Here is an 18,769-nt window from a genome sequence, read left to right as displayed (position 1 = left end):
CACGCAGGCATTTGCGGGCGCCGGGGCGATCGTATTTCGCCCCGGCGCCAACGCCTGCCGACCGCTCACAACCCGAACCCCATCTGCTCGCGCCCGAGCGCGGTCAGATCGTCCGCCTGCGCACGCCCGGCGAAATCCGTCTCGAAGTGATCGGCCGGAAAATCCGGCGGGCTCTCGCCGCGCAGGAAGCTCGGCAACTGCCGCGTCAGGTAAGCGTCGTTCTTCGCGCACCCCGGCGCCGACGCGATGTACATCACGTTGCTGTAGCCCGTCCCGCGATGCGCGTCCTCGACCGCGTGCACGACGTCGCCGTGCCAGAACACCGCGTCGCCCGGCTGCATCGGCGGAATCGGTGCGAGCGCGGCGAGGAGCGGCGCATGCCATTCGGGCAGCACCGATAGCGCACGGCCCGGCCGCGCGCCGCACAGGTCGTCGCCGGGCACGTCGTCCTGCAGCGCGCGCAGGACGACGTAGGCCATCGCGTTCGCGATCGGAATCAGTTGCAGCGTCCCGTCGCCGGGCCCCTGCGGCGTCAGCGCCGTCCAGCCCTGGAACGTGCGGAACATCGAGCAGACGGCGGGCGACGGAATCTCCTCGACGTCCGGCCGGAACGCCGCGTCGAACGGATCGTAGGCGCGCCAGTCACCCGCGAGCACGTGCCGATAGACGCGCCGGAAGTTCGGCCCGAGCCAGCGCTCGACCGAGCCGCCGTCGACGTGCGGCGACAAGCCGAGCGACGACGAGCCCGGCGGCCGCCGGCGGATGCGGTCCGCATAGGCCGGCACGCGCGCCGGATCGAAATGCACGCGCCCTTCGCTCTGCGCGCGCCACAGCCGGTTCAGGAAAACACGCGCCAGGGTCAGTTCGGGCGACTGGCGCGCGGCGATCTGCGGCTTCGACCAATAAACGCCGTAGATCTGCGGCTTGCTCGACGCGAGCGTGCCGAAATAGCGGTCTTCCGCGCGATGGGCGAGTTTGTCGTCGAGCCGGTTCGACTCGACGTACGCGGTGATCTCGTCGTTCCAATCGCTCGCCCGCCGCGCGTCGAACACGCCGCGGATCACGCAAGCGCCACGCGCCCTGAGCGCGGCGAGCGACGCCGAATCGACGCGATCCGCGGCGACGTCGGCGAAGCGCAGCACGGGGATCGTGTCGCGGCCTTGCGCGCGATCGGTCAGGATCGAGTCGGCTTGCCGCGCGATCTCGCCCTCGAGCTCGCGAAACACCTGCGCGCGGTTCGGCAGTGCGGCGCGCAGCGCCGCTTTCGTCGTGCGGATCGCCGCCGGCAGGTCGTCGATATGAAACGGCATCGGGTGTCTCCTTGATCTGATTCTGGATGGGTGCGGCGTACGTCAACGCACCCATTCAGCGTAGATCGCCTGATCCGTGAGAAGTGATGCAATTGCGCCAACCATCGATAGGATTACGCCAGCCGTCCGGACAAGCGCGCCGAAGGCCGAAAGAACCGCCACGCGGCCTGGCGCGGGAGCAGTGCACGACGCGCGACGGCACGGCTTTCGGCGTTGCAACGCATCCGATCGGGGAGAGCGACGACGACGCGGCAACTGCCGCGTCCGCGTCCGTCGCGGGACCGCGCGATCAGCGCGCTATCACCGGCGGCGCGAGCATGTAGTGCTCGCTCGAGAACATCGCGGCGCGATGCTCGTCGCACAGCGACTGGGCCGTCTCGCGAGCGCGGCGTGTTCGACATCGCCGCGGCGTCATAGGCGGCCATCGCAACGAGCGCGTGCGCCCAGCCGGGCGATGCGTCGCGCTGCGCGCCGACAAAGACGGGCTGCGCCCATTGCCGGCAGTCGGCCGGTCGATCGTACGGGCATCGGAAGCGCGGCCCGCTGCACGTTGTCCTCGGCGACGCCGGCAATTGCGCCTTCGATCGCCAGCAACCAGGCGAGCGCCACGACAAACCGCATTGCGCACATACGCTCCACCTCGCAAAAGATAGGGAATGCACGCATTCCAGACGGCTGCGCGCGGTGCCATATGCCGATTCGGCCGCATCGCGCCCATTCTCTCCCGCCGCGCGATCGCCGGCCGCACGACTGCCGTCGAAGGGCTTTGGCTACGCGCCGACGCTTATTCCCGCCTCGAAGCGGAGACGCGCACGTCTACTCCGGCTCGTGGCAGCATACGCACAGCTTGTTGCCGTCGGGATCGCGAAAGTACGCGCCGTAGTAGTTCGGGTGGTAGCGGGGTCGCAAGCCGGGCGCCCCTTCGCTCGTGCCGCCCGCTCGCAGCGCGAGCGCGTACACGCGGTCGACCATCGCGCGATTCGCCGCGAGAAACGCGGTCATCTGACCGTTGCCGGGCGCGTGCTGCGCGCCGTCGAACGGCCGGCCGATCAGGAACACCGGACGCGGCGCGTCGGCCGGCATCCAGCCGGTCCAACCGTCGGGATCGCGAAACTTGAGCGCGAACTGCAACGCTTCCATCAACGGCGCGTAGAACGCATAAGCGCGTTCTACGTCGGTTACGCCCATGCAGACATGTGAGAACATTCGCGTGCCTCCCGGATCGTCGAAACCCGACGATGATGCCACGCCCACCCGCCACGCGGACGAATGGACGCCGACATGAAGCCGCGCTACGAACGCATCGCGATTCCCGAAGGCTGCTCGGTCCGCGTCTATCGGCGCAGGCTCGCGCAGATTCCGTTCGAATGGCACCACCATCCGGAATACGAGCTGACGCTCACGCTGAACAGCCGCGGCAAGCGCTTCGTCGGCGATCACGTCGCCGATTACGCCGGCGACGATCTCGTGCTCGTGCCGCCGAACCTGCCGCATACGTGGGCGTCGGACGCGCGTATCGATCCGGACGCGCCGCTCGTCGCACTCGTCGTCTGGTTCGACGGCGACTGGGCACAGCGCATCGCCGACTGCTGCCCTGAATTCGCAGGCTTGCGCACGCTGCTGCGCCGAGCCGCGCCAGGGCTCGCGTTCGGGCCGGACGCCGCGGCCGAGATGCGCTCGCGGCTGCCCGCGCTCGTCGACCGCGCGCCGCGCGTGCGGCTCACGACCGCGCTCGACGTCCTCGCTTTCCTCGCCGACGCGCACGCGACGCCGCTCGCGACGGCCGCCGCCTACCACACCGCCGACGGCGCCGCGCTCGCGCCCGAAGCCGAGCGCCTCGACCGCGTGCTCGACCTGCTCGACCGCCGCTTTCACGAACCGCTGCGCATCGCCGAACTCGCGGCAGTCGCGCACCTGTCCGAGCGCTCGCTGCAACGGCGGTTCGCGCAGCACGTCGGCGAAACCATCGGCCGCTATCTGCAGCGGCTGCGGCTCGCGCACGCGGCACGGCTGCTCGCGTCGACCGACTGGCCGGTGTCGCTCGTCGCGACGCGCTCCGGCTATGCGAATCTCGCGAACTTCAATCGCCAGTTCCTCACCGCGCGACAGATGACGCCGCGCGCATACCGGCAATTTCTCGCGGAGCACGACCGCCCGCCCGACGACGCGCCGGCACGGACGAAAGGCATCGACGTGCGCCCGCCGTCGCTCGAGCGCGGTACGACCACGAAAACGCGCCGCTGAAAAACAAACACCCCGACGGGCGAACCGTCGGGGTGTTTCATTCAGCGTTGCACGCACCACGCGCGGCGGACTGGCCGCACGCGCTGCGCGCCGCCGATCAGCGCTGATCGATCGGCTTCGCCGTACGCGGGGTCTCGCCGATGAAGAGCTGCCGCGGGCGACCGATCTTCTGCTCGGGATCGGCGATCATCTCGTTCCACTGCGCGATCCAGCCGACCGTGCGCGCCATCGCGAAGATGCAGGTGAACATCGACGTCGGGATGCCCAGCGCGCGCTGAACGATGCCCGAGTAGAAATCGACGTTCGGGTACAGCTTGCGCGACACGAAGTATTCGTCTTCGAGCGCGATCTTCTCGAGCTGCATCGCGAGCTTGAAGAGCGGATCGTCGTGCAGGCCCAGTTCGTTCAGCACTTCGTAGCAGGTCTCGCGCATCAGCTTCGCGCGCGGATCGTAGTTCTTGTACACGCGGTGGCCGAAGCCCATCAGCTTCACGCCCGAGTTCTTGTCCTTCACCTGCTTGATGAACTCGGGGATGTTGTCCGGCGTGCCGATCTGCTCGAGCATGTTCAGCGCGGCTTCGTTTGCGCCGCCGTGCGCCGGGCCCCACAGACACGCGATGCCGGCCGCGATACACGCGAACGGGTTCGCACCCGACGAGCCCGCGAGACGGACCGTCGACGTCGACGCGTTCTGCTCGTGGTCGGCGTGCAGGATCAGGATGCGGTCGAGCGCGCGGACGAGCACGTCGTTGACCTTGTACTCTTCGCACGGGTTCGCGAACATCATGCGCATGAAGTTCGCGCTGTACGACAGGTCGTTGCGCGGATAGACGAACGGCTGGCCGATGCTGTACTTGAACGCCATCGCGACGAGCGTCGGCAGTTTCGCGATCATGCGGATCGCCGACACTTCACGGTGACGCGGGTCGTTGATATCGAGCGAATCGTGGTAGAACGCGGACAGCGCGCCGACCGCGGCGACGAGAATCGCCATCGGGTGCGCGTCGCGGCGGAAGCCGCGGAAGAAGAACTGCATCTGCTCGTGCACCATCGTGTGCTTCGTGACGGTGGCGACGAATTCCTTCTTCTGCGCGGCGTTCGGCAGCTCGCCCTTCAGCAGCAGATAGCAGGTTTCGAGGAAGTCCGCGTTTTCAGCGAGATTGTCAATCGGAAAGCCGCGGTACAGCAGTTCGCCCTTGTCGCCGTCGATGTACGTGATCGCCGAGTTGCAAGACGCCGTCGACATGAAGCCCGGGTCATACGTGAACTTGCCGGTCTGGCCGTACAGCTTGCGGATATCGATTACGTCCGGGCCCATCGTACCCTTGTAAATCGGCAGTTCGACGCTCGGCGAATTGTCGCTGAACGATAGCGTGGCTTTAACATCAGACGGGGTCATGACACATCCTCAATCGAAAAAAGAAACGGATTCGATAACGGGCACAACGCTCTCAAACGCTGCGCAGCATCTCCAGCAGCCTGGACATGTCCGGGCCGGCAAAGTCGCCTTCTGGTTCCTTGCGTGCGAGCAGCAAGTCCATCAGGTCGTTGTCGCTTAGATCCAGCAGGCGCGACAGTGCGCTCACGTCCGCGTCGCTGAGGTCGTGCTCGTGTCTGTCGAAGAAACGCTCGAAAATGAGATCGTTCTCCAGCAGACCGCGCCGCGCGCGCCAGCGAAGCCGCGCGCGGCGATGCGGGTCGGATTGATGCGACGATTCGCTCATGTCAGACCGCGCGGCGAACCATCAATTCCTTGATCTTGCCGATCGCCTTCGTCGGGTTCAGGCCCTTCGGGCACACGTCGACGCAGTTCATGATCGTATGGCAACGGAACAGACGGTACGGATCGTCGAGGTTGTCGAGGCGCTCGCCCGTCGCACGATCGCGGCTGTCCGCGATGAAGCGATACGCCTGCAGCAGGCCCGCCGGACCGACGAACTTGTCCGGATTCCACCAGAAGCTCGGGCACGACGTCGAGCAGCTCGCGCACAGAATGCACTCGTACAGGCCGTCGAGCTCGTCGCGCTCTTCCGGCGACTGCAGGCGCTCCTTCTCGGGCGGCGGCTCGTCGTTGATCAGGTACGGACGGATCGAGTGGTACTGGTTGAAGAACTGCGTGAAATCGCAGATCAGGTCGCGCACGACGGGCAGACCCGGCAGCGGCCGCAGCACGATCTTCTGCGGCAGGTCGTTCAGGTTCGTCAGGCACGCGAGGCCGTTCTTGCCGTTGATGTTCATCGCGTCCGAACCGCATACGCCTTCGCGGCACGAGCGGCGGAACGACAGCGTCTCGTCGACCGACTTCAGCTTGACGAGCGCGTCGAGCAGCATCCGCTCGTGCTGGAGCTCCAGCTCGTACGTCTGCATGCGCGGCGCGGCGTCCTTGTCCGGATCGTAGCGGTAGATTTCGAAAATGCGTTTGGCCATTTCAGATTCCTTTGCGCTGGCTTAGAACGTACGCGCCTTCGGCGGCACGGACTCGACCGTCAGCGGCTTCATATGGACGGGCTTGTAGTCGAGGCGATCGCCTTCGCTGAACCACAGCGTGTGGCGCAGCCAGTTGTCGTCGTCGCGGTGCTCGTAGTCGCTGTGCGCGTGCGCGCCGCGGCTTTCCTTGCGCGCTTCCGCCGACACCATCGTCGCGCGCGCGACCTCGATCAGGTTCGCCAGCTCGAGCGCTTCGACGCGCGCGGTGTTGAACACCTTCGACTTGTCCTTCAGGTGCACGTGCGTGACGCGCTCCTTCAGGCCCGCCATCTGCTGAACGCCCTCTTCCAGCAGCTTCGACGTGCGGAACACGCCCGCATGCTTTTGCATCGTCGCGCGGATGTCGTTCGCGATGTCCTGCGTGTACTCGCCCGACGTCGACTTCTCGAGCTTCGCGAGGCGCTCGAGCGAGAATTCGGCGGCGTCCGCCGGCAGCGGCTTGTGCTCGCGCTGGTTCTTCACGTGCTCGACGATGTGGTTGCCGGCAGCGCGGCCGAACACCACCAGATCGAGCAGCGAGTTCGTGCCGAGGCGGTTCGCGCCGTGCACGGACACGCACGAGCATTCGCCCACGGCGTAGAAGCCGTTGATCGGCTCTTCGTGGCCGCGCGGCGTGCCGACGACCTGGCCGTGGATGTTGGTCGGGATGCCGCCCATCTGGTAATGGATCGTCGGCACGACCGGGATCGGTTCCTTGATGCAATCGACGTTCGCGAACTTCAGCGCGATCTCGCGAATCGACGGCAGACGCTTCATGATCGTCTCGGCGCCGATGTGCGACAGGTCGAGCAGCACGTGGTCCTTGTTCGGGCCGACGCCGCGGCCTTCCTTGATTTCCTGATCCATCGAGCGCGACACGAAATCGCGCGGCGCCAGATCCTTCAGCGTCGGCGCGTAGCGCTCCATGAAGCGCTCGCCGTTCGAGTTGCGCAGAATGCCGCCCTCGCCGCGCACGCCTTCGGTGATCAGCACGCCCGCACCCGCGACGCCCGTCGGGTGGAACTGCCAGAACTCCATGTCCTGCAGCGCGACGCCCGAGCGGGCCGCCATGCCGAGGCCGTCGCCCGTGTTGATGAACGCGTTCGTCGACGCCGCGAAGATCCGGCCCGCGCCGCCCGTCGCAAACAGCGTGGTCTTGCCTTCGAGGATGTAGACGTCGCCCGTTTCCATTTCGAGGGCGGTCACGCCGAGCACGTCGCCGTCCGCGTCGCGGATCAGGTCGAGCGCCATCCATTCGACGAAGAATTGCGTCTTCGCCGCGACGTTCTGCTGGTACAGCGTGTGCAGCAGCGCATGACCGGTGCGGTCTGCCGCCGCGCACGCTCGCTGGACCGGCTTCTCGCCGTAGTTCGCGGTGTGGCCGCCGAACGGGCGCTGGTAGATCGTGCCGTCCGCATTGCGGTCGAACGGCATGCCGAAGTGCTCGAGCTCGTACACGGCGTTCGGCGCTTCACGGCACATGAACTCGATCGCGTCCTGGTCGCCGAGCCAGTCGGAGCCCTTGATCGTGTCGTAGAAGTGATAGTGCCAGTTGTCTTCGCTCATGTTGCCAAGCGACGCGCCGATCCCGCCTTGCGCGGCGACCGTGTGCGAACGGGTCGGGAACACTTTCGACAGCACGCAGACGGAGAGACCCGCGCGCGACAGTTGCAGGGACGCGCGCATCCCCGAGCCGCCCGCGCCGACGATCACCACGTCGAACTTGCGACGCGGCAGGGAAGTTTTGATTGCAGCCATTCTTTTAAACTCTCCAGAGAATCTGCGCAGCGTAGCCCGCGCACGCGAGCAGCCAGACGATCGTCAGCGATTGCAGCAGCAGGCGCACACCGACGGGCTTCACGTAGTCCATCCAGATGTCGCGCACGCCGACCCATGCGTGATAGAAGAGCGAAAGCAGCGTGACGAAGGTCGCGAGCTTCATCCATTGCGTCGCGAAGATCGACGCCCAGCCCTCGTACGAGAAATCGCGCGCCGTGAAGAACCAGACGAGCAGGATGACGGTGTAGATCGCCATCACGGTGGCGGTGACGCGCTGCGCGAGCCAGTCGCGCAGACCATAGTGAGCGCCGACGACGAGGCGCTTCGAGCCGATACGGTTATTCGCTGCCATTTTCTTAGAATGCTCCGAACAGTTTGAGCGCGACGGCGATCGTGAGGACGGTCGACACGACGAACACGACGACCGACGTCTTCCGGCCGCGTTCCTTCGACACCGCATCGTGATTCATGTCCATCATCAGATGGCGGACCCCGGCGCAGAAGTGGAACAGGAACGCCCACGACAGCGCGAGGACGATCAGCTTGACGACGATGTTGGAGAGGAATGCCTTGAAGACTTCGAAGCTGAGTTCGGACGTGAGGCTTTGGTCGAAGAGGTAAAGCAGGAAAGGAAGGAACAGGAACAGCAGCGCACCGCTCACCCGGTGCAGAATCGAAACCCGAGCCGCGAGCGGCATACGGTATTTGAGCGTGATGTCGCCGAACCCGATGTTCCGGTACTCCGGCCTCGGTTTTCTTACTGTTTCAGTCATGCTAGACCCCTACTATGTTGTCACACTAATCCGTGATTTTAGCGCCTTTTTATTTCGCGCTGCAGCGAAAGCTCTGCTCTGGAGCGTTGCATTCCACGGAATAAACGCGGCGCGAAACGTGCTATGCGCGTGGGGTGCGCAATTACCTGTCGTTTCGCCTTACCTTGATTCAGGCTGCGCCTTACCTTGCATCCGAAATTCAGCTCAAATCGTTCTGATAGTAGTACCCGGTTGTGACATACCATCCGCGCCGCACTTCGACGGGACGATCGCCATACGTGTACGACACGCGCTCGACCGACAGCAGCGGAAAGCCCGACGGAACGCCGAGCAGGTCCGCGACGGAAGGCTCGGCCGCGATCGCGCGAATCTTCTCGCTCGCGCGGATCATCCGCGTGCCGAACTCGCTCTCGAACATCGCGTACAGCGGCCCCTTGTATTCGCTCAGGCGCTCGAACGTGAGCCCGCGGAACATCGCGCCCGGCAGCCAGATCTCGTCGAGCACCGTGACGGCGCTGTCGAACTCGAGCAGGCGCCGCACCTGGACGACGGGATCGGCGGGCTTCAGATCGAGCTGGCGCGCGATCTCGGCGGGCGCGCGCATCCGCCGGCACTCGAGCAGGCGGCTCACGTGCGGATGCTCGACGCCGTCGTCGGCGAGGAGCCGCAGGAAACGGAATTGCGCGCGCTCCTCGCTGTGGGTCGCGACGAACGTGCCCTTGCCCTGGCGGCGCACGAGCAGGTTGTCGGCCGCAAGCTCGTCGATCGCCTTGCGCACCGTGCCTTGGCTCACCTTATATCGGCCGGCGAGCTCCACTTCGCTCGGGATGATCTCGCCCGGTTTCCAGTCGCCCGCCTCGAGGCTCTGCGTGATCAGCGCCTTGATCTGCTGGTAAAGTGGGCTGAAAGTCGGCGAAGGCGAAGGCGCGGCCGCGGCCTCGCCGCCGGGCTGCGTGGAGCCGGCTGCGCCGTTCGGATTGGATGCGCTCGCCTGATTGGAAGTCATGGCGCGCATTTCAACATAAACCCCGCTTTTCCGTCCAGATTTTTCCCTCGAAAACATCTGTCTTATATAAGACATAAGATACTGTTTGACTTTACCCGCCCCGGCTCCTAAACTCCGGGGCGAGCAAGGGTTCGCGGGGTTGCAGCGCGCGTCCCGGGCTACGTGCCTAGCCTATCTTCAGGCGTCGCCGCGCATGCGCCGCGAGTCCTCCGCCCTGCTTTAAAGCAACGCTTCGTGTAACGCGCATAAAATGGCGTTTTCCCTAGCGTCCCACGCTCAATGTCCTGGAGATTTCTCAATGGCTAAGCCCGCAAAGCGCGTTGCCGTCACCGGCGCCGCAGGTCAAATCGCTTACTCGCTGCTGTTCCGCATCGCGAACGGCGACCTGCTCGGCAAGGACCAGCCGGTCATCCTGCAACTGCTCGACCTCCCGCAAGCACAAGCCGCCGTCAAAGGCGTCGTGATGGAACTGGACGACTGCGCGTTCCCGCTGCTCGCAGGCGTCGTGATCGCCGACGACCCGAAGGTCGCGTTCAAGGATGCCGACGTCGCGCTGCTGGTCGGCGCCCGCCCGCGCTCGAAGGGCATGGAGCGCAAGGATCTGCTGTCGGCCAACGCGGAAATCTTCACGGTTCAGGGCGCCGCGCTGAACGAAGTCGCGAGCCGCGACGTGAAGGTGCTGGTCGTCGGCAACCCGGCCAACACGAACGCGTACATCGCGATGAAGTCCGCGCCGGATCTGCCGAAGAAGAACTTCACGGCGATGCTGCGCCTCGACCACAACCGCGCGCTGTCGCAGCTCGCGGCCAAGTCGGGCAAGCCGGTCGCGTCGATCGAGAAGCTCGCCGTGTGGGGCAACCACTCGCCGACGATGTACCCCGACTTCCGCTTCGCGACCGCCGAAGGCGAATCGCTGCTGAAGCTGATCAACGACGATGCCTGGAACCGCGACACGTTCATCCCGACCGTCGGCAAGCGCGGCGCGGCGATCATCGAAGCGCGCGGCCTGTCGTCGGCGGCGTCGGCGGCGAACGCGGCGATCGACCACGTCCGCGACTGGGTGCTCGGCACGAACGGCAAGTGGGTCACGATGGGCATCCCGTCGGACGGCTCGTACGGCATCCCCGAAGACATCATCTACGGCGTGCCGGTGATCTGCGAAAACGGCGAGTACAAGCGCGTCGAAGGTCTCGAAATCGACGCGTTCTCGCGCGAGAAGATGGACGGCACGCTGGCCGAGCTGCTCGAAGAGCGCGACGGCGTCGCCCACCTGCTGAAGTAATGCCCTTCGACCGGTCTGCCGCGCTGCGGCGGACCGGTCGGCCGGCGGGGCCGGGCGCGACGCCCGGCCCCGCCGGCAATCCGATTCGCACGGGCTTTGCGCCTGGCGCCACGCATCGGCGCCGCCCCAGAGCCCGCACGAATCCGATGTTCCACGTTGGCCCAGATCCTGACCTGACGCAGAAGAACAGATGTCCGCGCTCACACCCGCAGAAGTGCTGTACGAAGGCGTTGCGCCGCCCGCGATCCCGCCGTGCTGCGATCATTACGCGGGCAGCGAGAAGCTGATGCTGAAATCGCTCGCGCTGCAGGCCGAGCTCGGCCCCGTCTTCGACATCACGCTCGACTGCGAGGACGGCGCCGCCGTCGGCCGCGAAGCCGAGCACGCGGCGCTCGTCGCGGCGCTCGTCGGCGGTGACGCGAACCGCTTCGGGCGCGTCGGCGCCCGGATCCACGACATTTCCCACCCTCACTGGCGCGACGACGTCCGCATTGTCCTGCGCGCGGCGCGCCCGCTCGCCTATCTGACGCTGCCGAAGGTCGGCGGCGCGGCCGACGCGGCCGAGATGTGCGCGTTCATCGAAGCATCCCGCCGCGAGCTCGGCATCGCGCAGCCGATCCCCGTCGACGTGCTGATCGAGACGCACGGCGCGCTCGCCGATGCAGCGCAAATCGCCGCGCTGCCGACCGTCGCGACGCTGAGCTTCGGCCTGATGGACTTCGTGTCCGCGCATCACGGCGCGATTCCGGACGACGCGATGCGCGCGCCCGGCCAGTTCGACCACCCGCTCGTGCGCCGCGCGAAGCTCGAGATCGCCGCCGCGTGCCATGCGCACGGCAAGACCCCATCGCACAATGTGACGACCGAGGTGCGCGACATGCGCGTCGTCGCCGACGACGCGCGCCGCGCCCGCGAGGAATTCGGCTACACGCGGATGTGGAGCATCCATCCGGCGCAGATCCGCGAAATCGTCGCGGCGTTTGCGCCGCGCGCGGGCGAAATCGTGCGCGCGACCGAGATCCTGCTTGCCGCGCAGGCGGCCGACTGGGGCCCGACGCGCCACGACGACGCGCTGCACGACCGGGCGAGCTACCGCTACTACTGGTCAGTGCTGCGCCGCGCGCGGGCGACCGGCCAGCCGCTGCCGGCGGAATCGGCGCCGCTCTTTCGACGCGCGGACGAACCGGCGGCGGAGCGACGCGAAGCATGAACGGTGCACGAGCGCGCAAAAACTGAATTCGACGGGCCAAATAGGTGAAAATAGCGGCCGCTGCGCGCTTCCGGGGCGCGTGCAGTTCAACCCGGTGGACGAGCTGTGCGTCCGCCCTTGTTAACGATTAAATGTAAGGTTCTGACTCCATGAAGAAACTGCTGATCGCCACCGTCATCGGCGCGCTGTCCGCCACGATGCTGGCCGCGGCGCCGAGCGCGTTCGCCCAGGCTTCGTCCACCACCGCGAAGAAAGCCACGCCGAAGCGCCCCGCGCCGAAGCGTCACCTGATCCCGCGCAGCAAGAAGGCGCAGGCGCGCGCGGCCGCGAAAACCGATCCGGTGCCGGAAGGCGCGGTCAAGTGGTCCTGCAAGGACGGCCTGTCGTACGACCTCGCGGGCGACATGAAGCGCGACCAGATCGTCACGGTCCACTGGGCCAACAAGAACTACAAGCTGCCCCGTCAGCAGACGACGACGGGCGCGGACGTGTTCTACGACCCGGCAAGCGGCATGAAGCTCGTCGTGATCCCGACGAAGGCCATGCTCTTCAGCGACAAGGACGACAGCCGCCTCGCCGACGAATGCCAGACGCCCGAAATGGCGGCCGGCAACGCCGTCGCGCCGACCCAGTCGAACGAGCTGAAGCCGGCGAACTGAGGTCGATCCCGACAGCAACCATCTTGCATGGGACCAGAGCAAGCGCTGAAGCGCCGGCTCTGGTCGACAGGAGCTTCGATGTCCGCCCCAATCCCGAACGTCCGGCCCGCGCCGGATTCAGTGCTGGTCGATATCGCCGACTACGTGCTGAACCATCGCATCGACAGTGCGCTCGCGCTCGAAACCGCGCGCCACTGCCTGATCGATACGCTCGGGTGCGGGCTCGAAGCGCTGTCGTATCCCGCCTGCACCAAGCTGCTGGGGCCGATCGTGCCGGGCACGATCGTGCCGCACGGCGCAAAGGTGCCCGGCACGCCATTCCAGCTCGATCCGGTGCAGGCCGCATTCAACATCGGCGCGGCGATCCGCTGGCTCGACTTCAACGACACCTGGCTCGCGGCCGAATGGGGCCATCCGTCCGACAATCTGGGCGGCATCCTCGCGACGGCCGACTGGCTGTCGCGCACCGCGATCGCGGCCGGCAAGCGGCCGCTCGCGATGAAGGACGTGCTCGTCGCGATGATCCATGCGCACGAGATCCAGGGCTGCCTCGCGCTCGAGAATTCGTTCAACCAGGTCGGCCTCGACCACGTGCTGCTCGTGAAGGTCGCGTCGACCGCGGCCGTCGGCCGCCTGCTCGGCCTGTCGCGCGACGAGCTGATCAACGCGCTGTCGCTCGCGTTCGTCGACGGCCAGGCGCTGCGCACCTACCGCCACGCGCCGAACACCGGTTCGCGCAAGTCGTGGGCGGCAGGCGATGCAACATCGCGCGCCGTGCGCCTCGCGCTGATCGCGAGGACGGGCGAGATGGGCTATCCGTCCGCGCTGACCGCGAAGACCTGGGGCTTCTACGACGTGTCGTTCGGCGGCAGGCCGTTCCGCTTCCAGCGCCCGTACGGCACGTACGTGATGGAAAACGTGCTGTTCAAGATCGCGTATCCGGCCGAATTCCATGCGCAGACGGCCGTCGAGGCCGCGATGACGCTGCACGCGCAGCTCGCGGCCGCCGGCCGCACGGCGGACGAGATCCGCCGCGTCTCGGTGCGCACGCACGCGGCGGCAATCCGCATCATCGACAAACAGGGCCCGCTCGCGAACCCGGCGGACCGCGATCACTGCATCCAGTACATGATCGCCGTGCCGCTCCTGTTCGGCCGCCTGACGGCCGCCGACTACGAGGACGCAATCGCGGCCGATCCGCGGATCGACGCGCTGCGCGCGAAGATCGCGTGCGTCGAAGACCCGCAATTCACGAAGGATTACCACGACCCGGCGAAGCGCTCGATCGCGAACGCGCTCGCGATCGAGTTCAACGACGGATCGACGCTCGCCGAGGCGGCGGTCGAGTATCCGATCGGCCATATGCGGCGGCGCGCCGACGGGATTCCGCTCCTCATCGACAAGTTCAGGACGAATCTCGCGCGCCGTTTCCCGGCGAAGCAGCAACAAGCGATTCTCGACGTGTCGCTGGACCAGGCAAAGCTCGAAGCGATGCCGGTCGATGAGTACGTCGATCTGTATGTGATATAGCCGTCAGATACAGGACTTCTTCTTTCCTAGCCTCAAACCCAGGAAATCACCATGGCCCACAATCTCCACAAAACACTCAAGGAATTCGACAGCGGTTCCGGCAAAGGCAAGTTCTACTCGCTGCCGAAGCTCGGCAAGGAACTGAAGACGAAGATCGAGCGCCTGCCGGTCTCGATCCGGATCGTGCTCGAGTCCGTGCTGCGCAACTACGACGGCAAGAAGATCACCGAAGAGCACATCGAGCAGCTGGCCAACTGGAAGCCGAACGCGAAGCGCGTCGACGAAATCCCGTTCGTCGTGTCGCGCGTCGTGCTGCAGGACTTCACGGGTGTGCCGCTCCTCGCCGACATCGCCGCGATGCGCGGCGTCGCGAAGCGCGCGGGCAAGAATCCGAAGAAGATCGAGCCGCTGGTCCCGGTGGATCTCGTCGTCGACCACTCGGTCCAGATCGACTACTTCCGCCAGAAGGACGCGCTCGACCTGAACATGAAGCTGGAATTCCAGCGCAACAACGAGCGCTACCAGTTCATGAAGTGGGGCATGCAGGCATTCGACACGTTCAAGGTCGTGCCGCCGGGCGTCGGCATCGTCCACCAGGTGAACCTCGAGTACCTCGCGCGCGGCGTCCACAAGAAGAAGGACGACGGCGACACCGTCTACTACCCGGACACGCTCGTCGGCACCGACAGCCACACGACGATGATCAACGGCATCGGCGTCGTCGGCTGGGGCGTGGGCGGCATCGAAGCCGAAGCGGGCATGCTCGGCCAGCCGGTGTACTTCCTGACGCCGGACGTCGTCGGCGTCGAGCTGAAGGGCAAGCTGCGCGAAGGCGTAACGGCGACCGACCTGGTCCTCACGATCACCGAAATGCTGCGCAAGGAGAAGGTCGTCGGCAAGTTCGTCGAGTTCTTCGGCGTTGGCACGAAGACGCTCGCGCTGCCGGACCGCGCGACGATCGCGAACATGGCGCCGGAATACGGCGCGACGATGGGCTTCTTCCCGGTCGACGAGAAGACGATCGACTACTTCAAGGGCACGGGCCGCACGAAGGCGGAAATCGCCGCGTTCGAGAACTACTTCAAGGCGCAGGACCTGTTCGGCATTCCGAAGGCGGGCGACATCGACTACACGAAGACGCTGACGCTGGATCTGTCGACGGTCGCACCGTCGCTCGCAGGCCCGAAGCGTCCGCAGGACCGCATCGAGATCGGCAACGTCAAGTCGACGTTCACCGATCTGTTCTCGAAGCCCGTCGCGGAAAACGGCTTCGCGAAGAAGGCGGAAGACCTGAACGCCGAGTACAAGACGAGCAACGGCGTCGACGTGAAGAACGGCGACGTGCTGATCGCCGCGATCACGTCGTGCACGAACACGTCGAACCCGAGCGTGCTGCTGGCCGCCGGCCTCGTCGCGAAGAAGGCCGTCGAAGCCGGCCTGACCGTCGCGCCGCACATCAAGACGTCGCTCGCGCCCGGATCGCGGATCGTCACCGAGTACCTGACGAAGACGGGCCTGCTGCCCTACCTCGCGAAGCTCGGCTTCGAAGTCGCCGCGTACGGCTGCACGACCTGCATCGGCAACGCGGGCGACCTCACGCCCGAGCTGAACGAAGCGATCACGAAGAACGACATCGTCGCGGCGGCCGTGCTGTCGGGCAACCGCAACTTCGAAGCGCGCATCCACCCGAACATCCGCGCGAACTTCCTGGCGTCGCCGCCGCTCGTCGTCGCGTACGCGATCGCCGGCAACATCACGCGCGACCTGATGACCGAGCCGGTCGGCCAGGGCAAGGGCGGCAAGGACATCTATCTCGGCGATATCTGGCCGACGAGCGAAGAAGTCCAGTCGCTCCTCAAGTTCGCGCTCGATCCGGAGAAGTTCGAGAAGAACTACTCGCAGCTCACGAAGAAGGGCGACCTCTGGAGCAAGATCGAAGGCGAAAGCGGCCAGGTGTACGACTGGCCGAAGTCGACGTACATCGCGGAACCGCCGTTCTTCGGCAGCGAATTCTCGATGGAGCCGGCCGATTCGATCGCGACGGTCAAGGGCGCGCGCGCGCTCGGCATCTTCGGCGATTCGGTCACGACCGACCACATCAGCCCGGCAGGCTCGATCAAGGAAGACTCGCCGGCCGGCAAGTGGCTGAAGGAAAACGGCGTGCAGAAGGCCGACTTCAACAGCTACGGCTCGCGTCGCGGCAACCATGACGTGATGATGCGCGGCACGTTCGCGAACGTCCGGATCAAGAACCTGATGATCCCCGCGAAGGCCGACGGCACGCGCGTCGAAGGCGGCCTGACGATCCACCAGCCGAGCGGCGAACAGCTGTCGATCTACGACGCGGCGATGAAGTACATCGACGCCGACACGCCGACCGTCGTGTTCGCGGGCGAGGAGTACGGCACGGGCTCGTCGCGCGACTGGGCGGCGAAGGGCACGCAACTGCTCGGTGTGAAGGCCGTGATCGCACGCAGCTTCGAGCGGATCCACCGTTCGAACCTGGTCGGCATGGGCGTGCTGCCGCTGCAGTTCAAGGGCTCGGACAGCATCCAGTCGCTCGGCATCACGGGCGACGAGACGTACGACATCGAAGGTCTCGGCGACGACTTCAAGCCGCAACAGGACGTCACGCTCGTGATCCATCGCAAGAACGGCGAAACGAAGCGCGTGCCGGTGCTGCTGCGCATCGATACGCCGATCGAAGTCGATTACTACAAGCACGGCGGCATCCTGCCGTTCGTGCTGCGCTCGCTGCTCGCAGCGTAAGCATCCTGTTTTTTGCAGGGACCGCGCGACGCAGCGATGCGTGCGCGGTCGATTTGAAGCCCGGCCTGGCCGGGCTTTTTTGTGCCGGTTCATCCGGCTGCGGAAACCTCGCGTGCGATCGCGGAGCCTGCTTCGCGCGGTCAGTGCGGTCAGTGCGGTCAGTGCGGTCAGTGCGGCTCGCCGCGCGCATGCCGCGAATATCAATATATGAACAGCGGGATATCGCACCCAATTACGAAATCTGGCAGGCTCGTTTTGCCGAAATTCGGCATCGACGTCGTTCGGCCAACGAAGAAGTGCATCGACCCCATCGACGATCCGAACCGCGATCGCCGGACGAAGCCGCTTGCAACGACGCGAGTCGATTTTGTCGCCTCCGCGACTATCGGTTCCGGCGAGCGGGAATCCGGCGCCACGTCAGCCACACGATCAGCGTGAACAGCACGTACGCGACCGTGAACACCCACGCCGGCAAGTCGTAGTACAGCAGTCGGCCGACCCAGCGCTGCAGGAAGCCCTGCGCACTCGGCGAACCGGTGCGCAGACGGTCTTCGAGCACCGTCAGCGGGCAATCGATACCGAGCGCCGCCAACGCGGCGACGACGCCGATCGCAAGCAGATGGACGAGCCTGAACGTCCGGTCGCGCACCCATCGCCAGCCGAGCGCGGCGCCCGTCCAGACCGCGACGAGTCCGCCGACGATGAAAAGCACGATCAGCGCATGCAAGACGAGTACCGCATCGGCAAGCCAGACCATGATGTCCTTTGAGCGGGCGGCGGGATCGCCGCGCGGGACGTCGCCGCGCGTCGATGCGGTGCCTGCTTGCTGTGGCCATGCCGTCGACGCCGGTGCGTGGCGCACGCGGATGGACGCGGGTAGGCGCAGCTACATCGACCACGCGTGCGACAACGGCCGCAGGACGAACCGGATCGTCCACCGCCAGCGCACCGCTTCGCTCCGGGCGACGACCGTCGCGCTCACGAGCGCCGCAGTCCCGCAAAACGGAGCATACGCCGATGCCGGCGCGCATCGACATAGCGATCGAAGGCGCTGCCGACGACTGGTGCGGACTCGCTGCGGCATTGCGCCGTTCGCACTCGAATCGAGCGCTTACCGAGTAAGAGCTGATTCCTGGACGGCCGCGCAACGCAGCAACGCGTGCGCGGCCAGCGCCTGGCCCGGCCACGCCGGGCGTCTCGATCGGCAAGCGGCGGTCGGATCGACCGTCAGCTTGCCGGCTTGTCGAGCACCGCATACCACGAACACACGACGCCTGCGGGCGCGACGCCGCCCGCTCCGTTCGAGTGCGGCACGGTGCGCACGATAGACCCGGCGAGCGCGGGCCGCTGCTTGATGCCGTTCGGCCAGGCCGGACTCAGATAGCCGACGTAGTCGTAGATCCACTCCTCGCCGCCCACCTTGCCGCGCCCCTGGAACCTCACGGTATTGGGCGCGCCGTAGTCGACGTAGCCGCTCAGCGTCAGTTCCCATCCGTCGCCATAGATGCGGCCCTTGAAGACGCCCATCGGCGCCTTGTCGATCTGGATGTTGGCGCGGCCGAACTCCAGCTTGTCGAAGTCCATCGACAAGTTAGGATTGTTGATCAAACTGCGGTACGTCCAGATGCCTGCCAGGCTGCCGATTTCCGGGTCATAGCTCATGTCGCACTCCTTTGTCACGTCGGATCGGCCTGCGCGCCGAACCGGAGCTGCACATGTGGAAAAACATGGAAAAAAGAAA

17 protein-coding genes are annotated in these 18,769 nt (G+C 65.9%); 6 read left to right on the top strand and 11 right to left on the bottom strand.

The genetic code is table 11. The features are described from left to right. Positions 1 to 65 precede the first annotated feature (65 nt). Together WS69_RS22195 and WS69_RS22190 are read right to left on the bottom strand one after the other, a co-directional pair. Positions 66 to 1,310 (bottom strand): DUF1479 domain-containing protein, encoded by a 1,245-nt coding sequence (locus WS69_RS22195; protein WP_059472820.1) that lies wholly within the window; start codon positions 1,308 to 1,310, stop codon positions 66 to 68. Positions 1,311 to 2,126: 816 nt separating this feature from the next. Continuing rightward, entirely contained in the window at positions 2,127 to 2,516 is a 390-nt protein-coding gene (locus WS69_RS22190) for a VOC family protein (RefSeq protein WP_059472819.1), read from the bottom strand. Positions 2,517 to 2,591: 75 nt separating this feature from the next. Here WS69_RS22190 and WS69_RS22185 point away from each other — a divergent pair, with 75 nt between their 5' ends. Further along, entirely contained in the window at positions 2,592 to 3,554 is a 963-nt protein-coding gene (locus WS69_RS22185; RefSeq protein ID WP_059472934.1) for a helix-turn-helix domain-containing protein, read from the top strand. Between the two features lie 97 nt (positions 3,555 to 3,651). On the opposite strand, the gene gltA is transcribed toward WS69_RS22185, so the two are convergent. The 7 genes from gltA to WS69_RS22150 all read right to left on the bottom strand — a co-directional run bounded on the left by gltA (position 3,652) and on the right by WS69_RS22150 (position 9,578). Further along, positions 3,652 to 4,953: a citrate synthase gene (gene gltA / locus WS69_RS22180; RefSeq protein ID WP_059472818.1), complete on the bottom strand. Its 1,302-nt coding sequence runs from the start codon at positions 4,951 to 4,953 to the stop codon at positions 3,652 to 3,654. Between the two features lie 52 nt (positions 4,954 to 5,005). Beyond that, positions 5,006 to 5,278: an FAD assembly factor SdhE gene (locus WS69_RS22175; RefSeq protein ID WP_059472817.1), complete on the bottom strand. Its 273-nt coding sequence runs from the start codon at positions 5,276 to 5,278 to the stop codon at positions 5,006 to 5,008. 1 nt (position 5,279) lies between these two features. Further along, the gene (locus WS69_RS22170) at positions 5,280 to 5,981 is read right to left on the bottom strand and encodes a succinate dehydrogenase iron-sulfur subunit (protein ID WP_006028608.1); all 702 of its coding nucleotides are present in this window, start codon (positions 5,979 to 5,981) and stop codon (positions 5,280 to 5,282) included. Positions 5,982 to 6,002: 21 nt separating this feature from the next. Beyond that, the gene (gene sdhA, locus WS69_RS22165; protein ID WP_059472816.1) at positions 6,003 to 7,778 is read right to left on the bottom strand and encodes a succinate dehydrogenase flavoprotein subunit; all 1,776 of its coding nucleotides are present in this window, start codon (positions 7,776 to 7,778) and stop codon (positions 6,003 to 6,005) included. A gap of 4 nt (positions 7,779 to 7,782) precedes the next feature. Beyond that, positions 7,783 to 8,151: a succinate dehydrogenase, hydrophobic membrane anchor protein gene (gene sdhD / locus WS69_RS22160; RefSeq protein ID WP_059472815.1), complete on the bottom strand. Its 369-nt coding sequence runs from the start codon at positions 8,149 to 8,151 to the stop codon at positions 7,783 to 7,785. Between the two features lie 4 nt (positions 8,152 to 8,155). Then, complete coding sequence (gene sdhC / locus WS69_RS22155) at positions 8,156 to 8,572, bottom strand: succinate dehydrogenase, cytochrome b556 subunit (protein WP_059472814.1); 417 nt, start codon at positions 8,570 to 8,572, stop codon at positions 8,156 to 8,158. Between the two features lie 199 nt (positions 8,573 to 8,771). Further along, positions 8,772 to 9,578: a GntR family transcriptional regulator gene (locus WS69_RS22150; protein ID WP_082716368.1), complete on the bottom strand. Its 807-nt coding sequence runs from the start codon at positions 9,576 to 9,578 to the stop codon at positions 8,772 to 8,774. 298 nt (positions 9,579 to 9,876) lie between these two features. On the opposite strand from WS69_RS22150, the gene WS69_RS22145 reads away from it, so the two are divergent. The 5 genes from WS69_RS22145 to acnA all read left to right on the top strand — a co-directional run bounded on the left by WS69_RS22145 (position 9,877) and on the right by acnA (position 17,028). Continuing rightward, on the top strand, positions 9,877 to 10,860 hold the full coding sequence (locus tag WS69_RS22145) for a malate dehydrogenase (RefSeq protein WP_059472812.1): 984 nt from the start codon (positions 9,877 to 9,879) through the stop codon (positions 10,858 to 10,860). Between the two features lie 190 nt (positions 10,861 to 11,050). Next, positions 11,051 to 12,070 (top strand): HpcH/HpaI aldolase/citrate lyase family protein, encoded by a 1,020-nt coding sequence (locus WS69_RS22140; RefSeq protein ID WP_059472811.1) that lies wholly within the window; start codon positions 11,051 to 11,053, stop codon positions 12,068 to 12,070. A gap of 149 nt (positions 12,071 to 12,219) precedes the next feature. After that, a complete protein-coding gene (locus WS69_RS22135) occupies positions 12,220 to 12,729 on the top strand; it encodes a hypothetical protein (protein ID WP_059472810.1) in 510 nt (169 codons plus the stop codon). 78 nt (positions 12,730 to 12,807) lie between these two features. Then, positions 12,808 to 14,259, top strand: coding sequence for a bifunctional 2-methylcitrate dehydratase/aconitate hydratase (locus tag WS69_RS22130; RefSeq protein WP_059472809.1), 1,452 nt, complete (start codon positions 12,808 to 12,810; stop codon positions 14,257 to 14,259). 51 nt (positions 14,260 to 14,310) lie between these two features. Beyond that, complete coding sequence (gene acnA, locus WS69_RS22125) at positions 14,311 to 17,028, top strand: aconitate hydratase AcnA (protein ID WP_059472808.1); 2,718 nt, start codon at positions 14,311 to 14,313, stop codon at positions 17,026 to 17,028. Positions 17,029 to 17,410: 382 nt separating this feature from the next. Here acnA and WS69_RS22120 read toward each other — a convergent pair whose 3' ends face one another. Beyond that, the gene (locus tag WS69_RS22120) at positions 17,411 to 17,785 is read right to left on the bottom strand and encodes a DUF2784 domain-containing protein (protein WP_059472933.1); all 375 of its coding nucleotides are present in this window, start codon (positions 17,783 to 17,785) and stop codon (positions 17,411 to 17,413) included. 470 nt (positions 17,786 to 18,255) lie between these two features. Then, positions 18,256 to 18,690: a hypothetical protein gene (locus WS69_RS22115; RefSeq protein WP_059472807.1), complete on the bottom strand. Its 435-nt coding sequence runs from the start codon at positions 18,688 to 18,690 to the stop codon at positions 18,256 to 18,258. Positions 18,691 to 18,769 lie beyond the last annotated feature (79 nt).

The sequence above is a fragment of the Burkholderia sp. BDU5 genome (assembly GCF_001522845.1).
In the GTDB taxonomy this organism is placed as follows: domain Bacteria; phylum Pseudomonadota; class Gammaproteobacteria; order Burkholderiales; family Burkholderiaceae; genus Burkholderia; species Burkholderia mayonis.
The sequence above is the reverse complement of the archived record's forward strand: the minus strand, read 5'-3'. Positions and strand labels throughout refer to the sequence as shown.

Coding starts and splice junctions, on each gene's coding strand:
- sdhC (WP_059472814.1), bottom strand. CDS start 8,572: ATGACTGAAACAGTAAGAAAACCGAGGCCGGAGTACCGGAACATCGGG.
- WS69_RS22115 (WP_059472807.1), bottom strand. CDS start 18,690: ATGAGCTATGACCCGGAAATCGGCAGCCTGGCAGGCATCTGGACGTAC.
- gltA (WP_059472818.1), bottom strand. CDS start 4,953: ATGACCCCGTCTGATGTTAAAGCCACGCTATCGTTCAGCGACAATTCG.
- WS69_RS22185 (WP_059472934.1), top strand. CDS start 2,592: ATGAAGCCGCGCTACGAACGCATCGCGATTCCCGAAGGCTGCTCGGTC.
- WS69_RS22195 (WP_059472820.1), bottom strand. CDS start 1,310: ATGCCGTTTCATATCGACGACCTGCCGGCGGCGATCCGCACGACGAAA.
- WS69_RS22190 (WP_059472819.1), bottom strand. CDS start 2,516: ATGTTCTCACATGTCTGCATGGGCGTAACCGACGTAGAACGCGCTTAT.
- WS69_RS22150 (WP_082716368.1), bottom strand. CDS start 9,578: ATGACTTCCAATCAGGCGAGCGCATCCAATCCGAACGGCGCAGCCGGC.
- WS69_RS22170 (WP_006028608.1), bottom strand. CDS start 5,981: ATGGCCAAACGCATTTTCGAAATCTACCGCTACGATCCGGACAAGGAC.
- acnA (WP_059472808.1), top strand. CDS start 14,311: ATGGCCCACAATCTCCACAAAACACTCAAGGAATTCGACAGCGGTTCC.
- WS69_RS22135 (WP_059472810.1), top strand. CDS start 12,220: ATGAAGAAACTGCTGATCGCCACCGTCATCGGCGCGCTGTCCGCCACG.
- WS69_RS22175 (WP_059472817.1), bottom strand. CDS start 5,278: ATGAGCGAATCGTCGCATCAATCCGACCCGCATCGCCGCGCGCGGCTT.
- WS69_RS22140 (WP_059472811.1), top strand. CDS start 11,051: ATGTCCGCGCTCACACCCGCAGAAGTGCTGTACGAAGGCGTTGCGCCG.
- WS69_RS22120 (WP_059472933.1), bottom strand. CDS start 17,785: ATGGTCTGGCTTGCCGATGCGGTACTCGTCTTGCATGCGCTGATCGTG.
- sdhD (WP_059472815.1), bottom strand. CDS start 8,151: ATGGCAGCGAATAACCGTATCGGCTCGAAGCGCCTCGTCGTCGGCGCT.
- sdhA (WP_059472816.1), bottom strand. CDS start 7,778: ATGGCTGCAATCAAAACTTCCCTGCCGCGTCGCAAGTTCGACGTGGTG.
- WS69_RS22130 (WP_059472809.1), top strand. CDS start 12,808: ATGTCCGCCCCAATCCCGAACGTCCGGCCCGCGCCGGATTCAGTGCTG.
- WS69_RS22145 (WP_059472812.1), top strand. CDS start 9,877: ATGGCTAAGCCCGCAAAGCGCGTTGCCGTCACCGGCGCCGCAGGTCAA.